Below are 12327 nucleotides of genomic sequence, written 5' to 3' on the forward strand. Positions count from 1 at the left end.
ACGTGGCCGCAGGACTGGCGGCCGGGGACCACCGCCCGAGGTCGGCGCAGGGGACCGGGGACAGCACGATGCAAAATCGCCGCGCGCATGCAGCGACGCGGCGGAACCCCTCACCCGGCGACCCGCCGTTGCCGCCTGCCCCCGCGCATGGAAAAGCCCCGGTCCAAGGACCGGGGCCGTTCCAGCGCCCTGCGCCGATCAGGCCTGCGGCAGCGGATCGCCCGCCGGGCGGACCGGGCGCGGAACCGCCGGAATCGACGGAATGGCCGATCCGGGCAGGTCGTCGTCGCCGCCGATCTTGTCGCCGCGGATGACCTTGCCGATTTCCTCGCCGGTCAGCGTCTCGTATTCCAGCAGGCCCTTGGCCAGTCGCTCGAACTCCTCGGACTTGTCCAGCAGGATGCGGCGGGCTTCCTGATAGCCGGTCTCGATCAGCTCGCGCACCTCCTGTTCGATCAGCTCCTTGGTGGCGGCGCTGACCGAAAAGCCGGCGGTGTTGCCCTGATAGCCCTCGTGCGCCTCGGCGTAATCGACCGCGCCGACCTTGTCGGACATGCCCCAGCGCATCACCATCGCGCGGGCCAGCGCGCTGGCCTGCTGGATGTCGCCGGCCGGGCCGTTCGACACGCCATCCTCGCCATATTTGATGATCTCGGCGGCCTTGCCGGCCATCGTCATGGCGATCTTCTGCTTGGCCTCGTCCTTGTGAAAGTTCAGCCGGTCCGCCTCGGGCAGGCTGACGACCATGCCAAGCGCGCCGCCGCGCGGGATGATCGTGGCCTTGTAGACCGGATCGCATTTCGGCAGCGACAGCCCGACGATGGCGTGGCCGGCCTCGTGATAGGCGGTCTTTTCCTTCTGCTCGGGCGTCAGGACCATGCTGCGGCGTTCGACGCCCAGCATCACCTTGTCCTTGGCGTTCTCGAAATCCTCCATCGTGACGAAGCGGCGGCCGATGCGCGCGGCCATCAGCGCGGCCTCGTTCACAAGGTTCATCAGGTCGGCACCCGAAAAGCCGGGGGTGCCCCGCGCGATGATCCGCAGGTCCACATCCGGCCCTTGCGGCACCTTGCGGGCATGGACGTTCAGGATCTTCTCGCGGCCCTTGATGTCGGGGTTCGGCACGTGGATCTGGCGGTCGAAGCGGCCGGGGCGCAGCAGCGCCGGGTCCAGCACGTCCTTGCGGTTCGTGGCGGCGATGATGATGATCCCTTCGTTCGCCTCGAAGCCGTCCATTTCCACCAGAAGCTGGTTCAGCGTCTGCTCGCGCTCGTCGTTGCCGCCGCCGATGCCGACGCCGCGCGCGCGGCCGACCGCGTCGATCTCGTCGATGAAGACGATGCAGGGGGCGGATTTCTTGGCCTGCTCGAACATGTCGCGCACGCGGGACGCGCCGACGCCCACGAACATTTCCACGAAGTCCGAACCCGAGATGGTGAAGAACGGCACCCCCGCCTCGCCCGCGATGGCGCGCGCAAGCAGGGTCTTGCCGGTGCCGGGCGGGCCGACCAGCAGCGCGCCTTTCGGGATCTTGCCGCCGAGGCGCGAGAACTTCTGCGGGTTGCGCAGGAACTCGACGATCTCCTCAAGTTCCTCCTTGGCCTCGTCGATGCCCGCCACGTCGTCAAAGGTCACGCGGCCGTGCTTTTCGGTCAGCAGCTTGGCCTTGGACTTGCCGAAGCCCATGGCGCCGCCTTTGCCGCCCCCCTGCATCCGGTTCATCATGAAGATCCAGACGCCGATCAGCAGGATGAACGGCAGCCACACGCCCAGCAGGGACATGAAGCCCGAGCTTTGCTGACGCTCGACCCGCACCTCGACGTTCTTGTCCAGCAGGCGGCCGGCCAGCTCGTCCCCGGCGGGGCGCACGGTGGCGTATTGCTTGCCGTCGGTGGCGGTGATCATGACGTTTTCGCCGTCGATGGTGACGCCGGACACCTGGCCGTCGTTCACCCGCTGGATAAAGTCGGAATAGCTGATCTGGCGGCTGTTCATCTGCGACTGGCCGCCGCCGAAGGCGTTGAACAACGCCAGGATCATCAGGAACAGAACCACCCAAAAGGCGATGTTGCGCGCGTTGCCCAAGGGCCGGTCCTCCGCGGGGGAAAGTTGTCGGGGATAAAATAGGTCGTCAGCGGCCCGGTATCAATGCGCCGACAGGATCGCGGCGAAATCCGTGGCGTCGCGCAGCGGACGCGCGCCGATGGGCCCCGCGTCCAGCAGCGGCAGGACCGTTCCGGCGGCGGTCTGGACCGCGGGTACCGACAGCAGCGCCGCGCGCGGCAAGCCGGTTGCGCGCCAGTCGCGCCCGGCCAGGTCGGATTCGGCCGTGGCGCGGACCAGCGCGCCTGCGGGCAGGTCGGTCAGCTGCCAGCGGTTGTCCCAGACCGCCGCGCCCGCCTGTGGCGTGGCGGTCGCGCGGGCAGCGGCGGCGGGTTCGCGGATGAACTCGACCCCCTCGCCCCGCGCCCGGACGATCACCCCGTCCAGCGTCGCCTGCGCGCCCGCGGCCAGCGCCGCGATCAGCCGCGCGACGGGTTCGCGCCGGGGGCCATAGTCCGCGCCGGTGATCCAGCGCAGCGCGCCCACGGTCAGGCGGCGGCGGATCTCGGCCGGGGCGCGCTGCCATTCCGCGCGCGGCAGGGTCAGCATCCCGCGATCCGCCACCGCCCCCTGCCCGGCGGCTTGCGCGGCGTGGCCCAGCGCCGCGCGGGCCTGCGCCAGATTCGCCGCCGACTGCGCCAGCGCCGGAACCGGCAGGTCCAGCGCCGCCAGCGCGTGGCGGATACGGATGCGGTCGAAATCGGCGTCGTCGTTGGTGGGATCGTCGATCCAGCGCAATCCCTGTGCCGCCAGCCAGTCGCGCAGGTCGGCGCGGCGGGTGCCCAGCAGCGGGCGCAGCCACAGCACGCCCTGCGCCCTGCGCGCCTCGGCCATGCCGGACAGCCCGTCCACGCCCGCACCCCGCGACAGCCGCATCAGCAGCGTCTCGGCCTGATCGTCCATCGTGTGGCCCAGCGCGACGGCGGGCAGGCCCCCGCCACGCGCCCACCCCGCCAGCAGCGCCGCACGCGCGTCCCGCGCCGCCGCCATCAGATTGCCCCCGGGCGGCCCGTCACGATCCCAGCGCAGCACGTCATGCGCCACCCCCACGGCGGCGGCCATGCGGCCCGCCTGCGCGGCCTCGGCCGCGGAGCCGGGCCGCAGCGCGTGATCGACGGTCGCGGCGGCGATGGTGATGCCGCGCGCGCGGCCCCAGCCGGCGGCGACCCGCAGCAGCGCCAGCGAATCGCCGCCGCCCGACAGCGCCACGCCCAAGCCGGGCAGATGCCCGGCCAGCCTGTCCAGTGCAGCGGTGATGACAGTTCGCGGATCAGCCGCCATCGGCCAGGTCGGCCGCAGCCTCGGGGTCCGCGCCGGCCAGCGGGTCGGCGCCCAGGTCCGCGCCCAGCTCGGGGTCAGCGTCAGCGCCCGTCTCGCACCCGGCCGAGGCCATCCGCTTGGCGGCCTCGTCCGCCTGCGGCGTGCCGCTGAAACGGGTGGTCAGTTCCAGCAGATAGACGCAGCCCTCGGACGCGGGGCGGCCGGTGGCGCTGACCCGCGACAGCCCCAGCAGCGCGTCGGGCGCGCGCGGGCCGGTGGGATCGGCGGCAAACGCCGACAGCCACGCCGCCGTGGCGGCCTTGGGATCGGCGGCGGCGTCCAGCGCCGCGCCCTTCAGAAACAGCGCCTCGGCCGCCGCCGGGCTGCCGGCGTGGGTGGCGGCGAAGTCGCCGTAAAGCTGGGCGGCGCGCGGGAAATCGCCAGCCTGCATCGCGTCGGACGCGCGGCCCATGTCGGCGCGTTCGCGCGCGGTCAGCGCATCGGTCGGCGCGGGCGCGGGTTCGGCTGCCGACCCGCGCACGACCGCCGGGGCCAGCCCCGCGCCGCCGCCGTCCTGATCGCCCAGCATCGGCGTCGTCAGCGCGCCCAAGTCGCAGCCTTCCTCGATCTCGCACAGGCGGAACTCGATGTCGCCGACGCGGTTCGTGCCGTCGCGGACCACCCGCTCGACGCGGTTCTTCAGCCGCTCGGTCTCGCCGGTCAGGCGGGACAGTTCGGATTCGATCGCGTTCATGCGGTCGATGGCGCTGTCGCCGCCCGCCGCCTGAAAGCCCGCCGCGCCCGATGCGTTCAGTTCGGCGCGCAGCGACTGCAGCTCGGCGGTCAGGGCGCGCAGGTCGGCGCGCACGTCGCCCAGCGACGCGGCCGGGCGCTGGTCCTGCGCGGCCACCGGGGCCGCCGCCAACGCCAGCAACCCGGCGGCCAGCGCCGCGCGAAAGGTGGCGGCCAGCGTCATACGCCCAGCCCCGGCTGCACGATGGTCACGGCGCGGCGATTCCTGTCATAGCACTCGGGCGTCGAGCACACCTCGAGCGGGCGTTCCTTGCCCATCGTGCGGGTGGTGATGCGCCCCGCCTCGACCCCCTGCGAGATCAGGTATTCCTGCACCGCCCCGGCGCGGCGCGCGCCCAGCGCCAGGTTGTATTCGCGCGTCCCCTGCTCGTCCGAATGCCCCTCGACGACCGAGGCGAAGTTGCCGTTCCGCTTGAGCCAGTCGGCCTGCCTGACCAGCGTCGCCCGCGCCTCGGCGCCCAGCGACGACTGGTCCTGCGAGAACAGCACCGTGTCGCCGGCGGTGTTGCGGAAATCCTCGGCCGTGGCGCCCAGCCCGGCCAGATCGCCGGTGAACGCCCCGCCGGGCCGCCCGGCATAGGGATCGACCACCAGCGGCGCGGGCGCGGGCTGCGCGCAGGCCCCCAGCGCCCCCAGCAGGGCTGCCGCACCGATCAAGCGAAACCGAACCATCGTCATCCCCATCGTCATGGCAGAAGCGGTCCCCAGTCGGGATCGGACGCCGCGCCATCCAGTTCGACCGGGCGCATGTTGCGGCCGGTGACATCGACGGAATGCAGTCGCGGCGTGCCATCCCCGCCCGGTGTTTGCCGCGTGAACATGACCACGCGGCCATTGGGGGCCCAGGTCGGTCCCTCGTCAAGGAACGATTCCGTCAGCATTTTCTCTTCCCCGCCGTCGGGGTGCATGACCCCGATGTGAAAGCGGTCGCCCTGCTGGTTGGTGAACGCAATCAGGTCGCCCTTGGGCGACCAGGCGGGGGTGCCATAGCGGCCGGGGCCGAAGCTGATGCGCACCGGCTCGCCCGATCCGTCGGCGGGCATGACATAGATCTGCGGCGTGCCCGACTGGTCGCTTTCAAAGACGATCCGCGTCCCGTCGGGGCTGTATCCGGGCGAGGTCTCGATCCCCGGCGCGCTGGTCAGCGGCCGTTCCGCGCCGGTCGCCACATCCATCTGCCAGATGTCGGTGTTGCCCGATTTCTCGCGCGAATAGACGATCCAGCGGGCGTCGGGGGAAAACCGGGGCGCAAAGCTCATGGTGCCGGCTTCCTGCTTCAGCGCGCGGGTGGACAGCGTCGTCACGTCCATCAGCATCACCTGCGGCGCCCCGCGTGCAAAGCTGGTGAACAGCAGCTGCTGCCCGTCGGGCGAGAACCGCGGCGCCAGCACCAGCGCGCTGTCGTCGGTCAGCCAGATCGGGTTCGCGCCGTCATAGTCCATCACCCCGATGCGTTTCAGCCGCGCGTCCTTGGGGCCGGTTTCGGACACGAACGCGACGCGGCTGTCGAAATAGGCCGTCTCGCCGGTAATGCGGGCATAGATCTGGTCGGCGGCCTTGTGGGCGGCGCGCCGCCAGCTGGCCTGCTCGACGTCGAACTGGATGCCGTCGCCCAGGGGCTGCCCCGAGAAGATGTCGAACAGCCGGAACTTGACGGTCACGCGCCCGTCCGCGACGGCGACGGCGCCCGTCACCAGCGCCTCGGCGTTGACGGCGCGCCAGTCGGCATAGGCGACGGGTTCGTCGAACGCCTGCGGCCGGGCGACATGGGCGTCGGCCGGGATGGCGCGGAACAAATCGGTGCCGGTCAGGTCGGCGGTCATGACCTGCTGGACCTGCCGGGCCAGTTCGGCGGCGCCCCCCTCGTCGAAAAACGGCGCGACGGCGATGGGCATCGCCTCGACCTGGCCGCCGGTGATCTCGATCCGCAGCGGGCCGCTGTCGTCGTCCGCGGCCAGTGCGTCGGGAGGGGCCGCGTCCTGCGCCAGCGCCGGGCCGGACAGCGGCAGGAACGCCGCAAGCAGCAGCGCGAGGACGGCGGGCAGCGCGACGCTGGGCCGGGGCGCGGGGATCGGGGGACGGGTCGAACGGGTCATGGTGAAAGCCTTATCGGGAAAGCGGGGCATAGGCCATGCGGGCCAAGTCACGGGCCGGGTCACTGGCCGGGTTACTGGCCGGGTCATCGCAGGGTCGGCCCGCCCGTGGGCCGGAAGTCCACGATGACCTCGCGCCAGCGGGCGTATTTCTCGGGCGGCAGGCGATAGCCGTCCTGTTGCAGGGCGCAGCGGCGGATGGCGCGGCGCGCCGCCTCGAACGCCTGGCGGGCGGCGGCGTCGGAGCCGCCCTCATGCGCGATCAGGCGGATCGATTCGGCATCCGGCATCCCGTCGCGGCCCAGCGAGAATCCCACGCTGACCGTGGTGCGCTGCGCCTCGCGCGACAGCGCGCCGATGTTCCAGCATTCCGCGATGGTCAGGCGGAAGCTGTCCTTTTCGCCCGCCGACAACGGCGGCGCGTCGGCGGCGCGGCCGCCACCGCCCTCGGCCCCCGCGCCCTCGGGCAGGTCCATCGCCTCGTTCAGGGCGGCGGTCAGGGGGTCTGCGTCGGGGGCGGGGCGCGGCGCCTCAGCCTGTTCGCGGGCCAGCGCCTCGGCCTCGATCCGGGCCGCTTCCTCGGCGGCGCGGGCCATTTCCTCGGCGGCGGCCCGGGCCGCGGCCTGTTCTTCGGCGCGGCGCAGCTCGTCCTGCGCCTGGCGGCGGGCGTCTTCGTCGGCGCGGCGCTGCGCCTCGGCTTGCCGTTCCGCCTCGGCCTGCCGGTCGGCTTCGGCCTGCCGGTTGGCCTCGGCCTGCCGGTCGGCGGCCGCCTGCCGTTCGGCTTCGGCGCGGGCTTCGGCCTGGGCCTCGGCGCGGGCGGCCTCGTCGGCTGCGGCCTGCGCGGCGGCGCGTTCGGCCTGCGCGCGGGCGGCGGCGTCGGCGGCGATGCGCTGGCGTTCGGCCTCGTCCGCCTGTGCGGCTGCTGCTTCGCGCTGGCGCTGTTCCTCGGCTGCGGCTGCGGCTGCGGCTGCGGCGGCCTGGCGCTGCGCCTCGGCCTGACGGGCGGCGGCAGCGGCGGCGATGCGGTCGGCCCGGCGCTGGCGCGCCGACGCCACGTCGACCGGCGCGGCCGATGTCGTCAGCACCGGCGCGGGTGCGGTCGCCACCACCGGCGCATCGGGCACGGCGGGCGCTTGCGGCGCGAGCGTTGGCGCCGCGGCGGGCGCGGCCCCCGCCTCGGGCGCGGGCGCGGGCGGCGCGTCGTCGCCGGCCGGGCTGGGCTGGCGCGGTTCGGGCGCGACGGTCGCCACCGCAACCGGGGTCTGGGGGCGCTGCATGTCGCTGACATCCGGCGCGGCCTCGGGGGCGGCCAGCGGCGCGGGCAGGTTCGAGGGGTCGGCGTCGGGCGTCGGCGGCGACACGGCCTGCGCGCCGCCCGGCGCCACCTCGTCCGCGGGCGGGCGCGGCTGGGCGGGGGTCGCCGCAGCCTCATCACCCACCGGGCCGCTGCCGCGGCTGGCGGCGGCCATCTGCTGGAACTGCGCCTCGGACATGGTCTCGACCTCGGCCATGCGGATGGCGGGCGCGGGCTGCGGGCGGAACAGCGCGCCACCCAGCGCCACCCACCCGATCAGGGCGGCGTGCGCGACACCCGAAAGCCAGGCGCCGGTGCGACGCGCGCGCGCGTCGTCGGGGGGAAACGGGTCAGCCATCCATCCGCGGGCCGCCGGCGTCGGTCACCAGCACGATGTCGCTGTAACCGGCGGCATTCAGCGCCCCCATGACCTGCATGACGCGGGCATAGGCGACGTTGCCGTCGGCGCGCAGATAGATGCGGGCCGACGCGCGTTCCTGGGCGACGGCGCGCAGGCGGGTGACCAGCTCGCCCTCGGGCACCTCGGAGGTCATCAGGACCAGCGGGCCTTCGACCGGGATCGAGATGGTCAGCGGCTCTTCGGGTTCCTGGGCCACGGCCTCGGCGGCGGTGCGGGGCAGTTCCAGCGGCACGCCGACGGTCAGCAGGGGCGCGGCCACCATGAAGATGATCAGCAGCACCAGCATCACGTCCACGAAGGGCGTGACGTTGATTTCCGCCATCGGCGCGTGGCGGCGGCGGCCGGGCCGCGTCGCCGCCCGGCGGTTGATCCCGGCCCCCATTCAGGCGTCCTCGATCTGGCGCGACAGGATGGTGGAAAACTCGTCCGCGAACGCCTCGTGGCTGACCGTGATCCGGTCGGCGTCCGAGGACAGCTTGTTATAGAAGATGACCGCCGGGATCGCGGCCAGCAGCCCCAGCGCGGTCGCGACCAGCGCCTCGGCGATGCCGGGGGCGACGACGGCAAGGCTGGTGTTCTGCGACAGCGCGATGCCCTCGAACGCGGTCTTGATGCCCCAGACGGTGCCGAACAGCCCGATGAAGGGCGCGGTCGATCCCACTGTTGCCAGGAACGGCAGGCCGCGGGTCAGCCGGTCGCTTTCGCGGTTGATCGCCACGTTCATGGCGCGGTCGATGCGCGGCTGGGTGCCCGGGATCAGCCCGCCGTCGTCGCGCTGCGACCGGCGCCATTCGCCCATGCCGGCGGAAAAGATCCGCTCGGCCGCGCCGCCCGCCCGGCCGTTCATGCGGTCATAAAGGTCGTCCAGCGGCTGGCCCGACCAGAACTGGCGGTCGAAGCGGGCCGAATCCCGCCGCGCGGTGGCCTGCACCATCAATTTCTGGATGATGACCGCCCAGCCCCAGACCGAGGCGACGACGAGGATGATCATCACGATCTTGACGGTCAGCCCCGCGCGCATGAACAGCGCGACCAGCGAGAAATCGACCGGCGCCCCGATGGCGAGTTGTTCCATGTGACTGCCCCTTGTTGCCGGCTTGTCCGGGGATCGCGGCGGCCCGCCTGCGCGCCGCCCGCCCCTTTCGCAATTCGCGGCGTTTTGCCAAGGTTCTAGTCCCGATTGCCAGCCCCGCGCCAACACAGTTGCGCGATGCAGGCGGGCGCCCGCCGGATGGCGCCCCGCTCAGGCCCCCTCGGGCCGCCCCAGCGCGGCCCGCACATGGGCGGGCACCCGATGCGCCCGCATGGCCCCCAGATCGACGCAGACGATGGTGACGCGGGCCGAAAACAGCGTCTGGCCGTCGCGGTCCACGGTCTGGGTCAGCGTCAGCCGCGACCCCGCGACCTCGTCCAGCGTCGTCACCACCTCGACCAGGTCGTCGAAGCGCGCCGGGCGCAGGTAATCCGCCTCGACCCGGCGGACGACGAAGGCCAGGCTGTGATCGGCCAGCAGGCGCGCCTGGTCGATGCCCGCCTGCCGCAGGTATTCGCTGCGGCCGCGTTCGATGAACTTGAGGTAGTTGGCGTAATAGACGACCTGACCCAGGTCGGTATCCTCGTAATAGACGCGGATCGGCAGGCGGTGGGTCATGGCGGGCCTTCGGTTGGGTCTGGGGCCTTGAAGCACGGCGGCGGCCCGGATGGAACCGCCGCCGGGGGCTTTGCCCCCCGCGCGCCAGCGCGCGTCCCCCAGAGTATTTCGGCCAAGAAGAACGCGCGTGAGGCCGCGTCAGATCCGCGCGGCCAGCCGCAGCGCGTGGCTGGCGTCACGCGCGGCGACCGGCAGCGCGGGGTCATAGGCGGCGCGGATCAGGGCCGCCAGCGCGGGCGAGGGCGCCGCCGGGCGCGCGAAGGACAGCACCGCATTGACCGCCACGCTTTCGGCAAGGCGGCCCGGATGCGCGTCCGCCAGCGCGCCGCCCAGCCGCAGGAACGACAGGCAGGCGCGGATGCCCCCGTCCGCGTCAAAGCGCAGCAGGCGATAGCGGTCGGTCCCCTGCCCCGCCAGCCGCGCGGGCAGATCGGCGATGCCGGTCAGCCGGTCCAGGTCGGGGACGCCCGCCAGTTCCGCCCAGTCGCGGACCGCGAAGATCATCAGGTTCGCGCCCATCTCGGGGTCGGTGTCGGCCAGGGGATGGCGCGCGTCGGCCAGCACCGCGGCCAGCGCCCCGCGAAAGATGGCCAGCGTCTCGTCGGCGAGGCCGAAGGCCACCGGCGCGACCGGCCGCCCCCAGCGGGCGCAGAGGAACGCCCCGTCGGCGGCGGTGAACAGGGCCGCGATGGCGTCGGGGGTCAGCGCCCCGGTCGTTTGTCCGCTGGGGTCGGTCATCGGCGGGTCATCGGCTGTGCGGGGACTGGAACGGCAAGCACGGGCGCCGGCGACGCCCGTGCGAAAGGCTGGCTGCGCGCCTGCCGGTCAGTTGACGATGGTCGCGGCGGTGGCGGCGCACAGTTCGTCCTCGGACACGCCGTCGGCCAGTTCCACGATCTTGAGGCCGCCCGGCACCACGTCCAGCACCCCCAGGTTCGAGATGATGCGGTCCACCACGGCCCGCCCGGTGAGCGGCAGGGTGCATTCGCGCAGCACCTTGGATTCGCCCGCCTTGTTGGTGTGGTCCATGACCACGACCACGCGCTTGACGCCCGCGACCAGATCCATCGCCCCGCCCATGCCCTTGACCAGCTTGCCGGGGATCATCCAGTTCGCCAGGTCGCCGTTTTCCGCGACCTCCATCGCGCCCAGGATCGCCATCGCGATCTTGCCGCCGCGGATCATGGCGAAGGACTGCGCGCTGTCGAAATAGGCGGAATGGGGCAGTTCGGTGATCGTCTGCTTGCCCGCGTTGATCAGATCGGGGTCTTCCTCGCCCTCATACGGGAAGGGGCCCATGCCCAGCATCCCGTTTTCCGATTGCAGGGTGACGTGGACCCCATCGGGAATATAGTTCGACACCAGCGTCGGGATGCCGATGCCGAGGTTCACATACATCCCGTCCTGCAGTTCCCGCGCGGCGCGGGCGGCCATCTGGTTGCGGTCCCAGCCCTTGGTTTCGGCGGCCATCAGGCAGACTCCCTTTTGCGGACGGTGCGCTGTTCGATGCGCTTTTCGTGCTGGCCCTGGACGATCCGGTGGACATAGATGCCGGGCAGGTGGACGTGGTCGGGGTCGATGGACCCGGCGGGCACGATCTCCTCGACCTCGACGACGCAGACCTTGCCGCAGGTCGCGGCGGGCGCGTTGAAGTTGCGCGCCGTCTTGCGGAACACCAGGTTGCCGGTCTCGTCGGCCTTCCACGCCTTGACGATGGCCAGGTCGGTGACGATGCCGCGTTCCAGGATATAGTCCTGCCCGTCGAAGGTCTTCACTTCCTTGCCGTCGGCAATGACGGTGCCGACGCCGGTTTTCGTGTAAAAGCCGGGGATGCCCGCGCCGCCCGCGCGCATGCGTTCGGCCAGCGTGCCCTGCGGGTTGAACTCAAGCTCAAGCTCTCCGGACAGATACTGGCGCATGAACTCGGCGTTCTCGCCGACATAGGACGACTGCATCTTCCTGATCTGCTTGCTGTCCAGCAGGATGCCCAGCCCGAAGCCGTCAACGCCGCAGTTGTTGGACGCGATGGTCAGGTTCCTGGTCCCCGCGCGATGGATGGCGGCGATCAGCAGTTCGGGGATGCCGGACAGCCCGAACCCCCCGGCCGCGATGGACATCCCGTCCGTCAGCAGCCCGTCCAGCGCCGCATCGGCGTTGTCATAGACCTTTTTCATCCGGCCCCTCCGTTTGTCGCCGATGTGTTTGGCGGGTGCGTGACGTTGTGTCAATCTGAAGGCGGCCAGCCAAGGGGGGCAAGCGATGCACCGCATCGGCGTGAAGCGCGCCTATGAACCCGCCTCGGACGACGACGGCCGGCGGGTGCTGGTGGACCGCGTCTGGCCGCGCGGTGTGACGCGCGAGGCGCTGCGGATCGACGCCTGGCTGAAGGATCTTGCACCCAGCACCGCGCTGCGCCGCTGGTTCGGCCACGATCCCGCGAAATGGGACCAGTTCCGCCGCCGCTATGCCGCCGAACTGGATGCGGACGGCGCGCCGGTGGCCGAACTGCGCCGGCTGTGGCGGGCGGGGCCGGTCACGCTGGTCTATGGCGCCCGGGACGAGGCGCACAACAACGCCGTCGCGCTGCGGGACTGGCTGCGGGGGTGAGGTGGCCGCCGGGGGCCGGGGCGCACAGCCGCGATGCGCCCGGCCTGCCGCCGCACCGCGGTCGCGGCCGCGGCCGGGTGGCGCC

13 protein-coding genes are annotated in these 12327 nt (G+C 72.2%); 1 reads left to right on the forward strand and 12 read right to left on the reverse strand.

Annotated elements, in window-relative coordinates; all coding sequences use genetic code 11:
• Positions 1-198: 198 nt before the first annotated feature.
• From ftsH to EPA64_RS10125, 12 genes are all read right to left on the reverse strand, one after another.
• Positions 199-2085 carry an ATP-dependent zinc metalloprotease FtsH gene (ftsH, locus tag EPA64_RS10070; RefSeq protein ID WP_134726227.1) on the reverse strand — a complete coding sequence of 629 codons (1887 nt, stop codon included), beginning with the start codon at positions 2083-2085 and terminating at the stop codon, positions 199-201.
• A gap of 60 nt (positions 2086-2145) precedes the next feature.
• A complete protein-coding gene (gene tilS, locus EPA64_RS16915) occupies positions 2146-3384 on the reverse strand; it encodes a tRNA lysidine(34) synthetase TilS (protein WP_134726228.1) in 1239 nt (412 codons plus the stop codon).
• Entirely contained in the window at positions 3374-4339 is a 966-nt protein-coding gene (locus EPA64_RS10080; protein ID WP_134726229.1) for a tol-pal system YbgF family protein, read from the reverse strand. Before EPA64_RS10080 ends, tilS begins: the two co-directional genes overlap by 11 nt.
• Positions 4336-4848, reverse strand: a complete 513-nt coding sequence (locus EPA64_RS10085; protein ID WP_425467026.1) for an OmpA family protein — start codon at positions 4846-4848, stop codon at positions 4336-4338. Before EPA64_RS10085 ends, EPA64_RS10080 begins: the two co-directional genes overlap by 4 nt.
• Positions 4849-4862: 14 nt before the next feature.
• Positions 4863-6272, reverse strand: a complete 1410-nt coding sequence (tolB, locus tag EPA64_RS10090; protein WP_134726231.1) for a Tol-Pal system beta propeller repeat protein TolB — start codon at positions 6270-6272, stop codon at positions 4863-4865.
• 83 nt (positions 6273-6355) lie between these two features.
• Positions 6356-7921, reverse strand: a complete 1566-nt coding sequence (locus EPA64_RS10095; RefSeq protein WP_134726232.1) for a protein TolA — start codon at positions 7919-7921, stop codon at positions 6356-6358.
• Positions 7914-8366, reverse strand: a complete 453-nt coding sequence (locus tag EPA64_RS10100; protein WP_134726233.1) for an ExbD/TolR family protein — start codon at positions 8364-8366, stop codon at positions 7914-7916. The genes EPA64_RS10095 and EPA64_RS10100 overlap by 8 nt, the downstream gene beginning before the upstream one ends.
• Positions 8367-9059: a protein TolQ gene (gene tolQ / locus EPA64_RS10105; RefSeq protein WP_134726234.1), complete on the reverse strand. Its 693-nt coding sequence runs from the start codon at positions 9057-9059 to the stop codon at positions 8367-8369.
• A 168-nt stretch (positions 9060-9227) separates the two neighbouring features.
• Positions 9228-9635: a tol-pal system-associated acyl-CoA thioesterase gene (gene ybgC, locus EPA64_RS10110; RefSeq protein WP_134726235.1), complete on the reverse strand. Its 408-nt coding sequence runs from the start codon at positions 9633-9635 to the stop codon at positions 9228-9230.
• Between the two features lie 138 nt (positions 9636-9773).
• Positions 9774-10373, reverse strand: a complete 600-nt coding sequence (locus tag EPA64_RS10115) for a hypothetical protein (RefSeq protein ID WP_134726236.1) — start codon at positions 10371-10373, stop codon at positions 9774-9776.
• Positions 10374-10460: 87 nt separating this feature from the next.
• Positions 10461-11105, reverse strand: coding sequence for a 3-oxoacid CoA-transferase subunit B (locus EPA64_RS10120; RefSeq protein ID WP_134726237.1), 645 nt, complete (start codon positions 11103-11105; stop codon positions 10461-10463).
• Positions 11105-11809: a CoA transferase subunit A gene (locus tag EPA64_RS10125; RefSeq protein WP_134726238.1), complete on the reverse strand. Its 705-nt coding sequence runs from the start codon at positions 11807-11809 to the stop codon at positions 11105-11107. The genes EPA64_RS10120 and EPA64_RS10125 overlap by 1 nt, the downstream gene beginning before the upstream one ends.
• An 85-nt stretch (positions 11810-11894) precedes the next feature.
• Here EPA64_RS10125 and EPA64_RS10130 point away from each other — a divergent pair, with 85 nt between their 5' ends.
• The gene (locus EPA64_RS10130; RefSeq protein ID WP_134726239.1) at positions 11895-12242 is read left to right on the forward strand and encodes a DUF488 domain-containing protein; all 348 of its coding nucleotides are present in this window, start codon (positions 11895-11897) and stop codon (positions 12240-12242) included.
• Positions 12243-12327: the final 85 nt, after the last annotated feature.

It is taken from the genome of Paracoccus luteus (assembly GCF_004522155.1).
In the GTDB taxonomy this organism is placed as follows: domain Bacteria; phylum Pseudomonadota; class Alphaproteobacteria; order Rhodobacterales; family Rhodobacteraceae; genus Paracoccus; species Paracoccus luteus.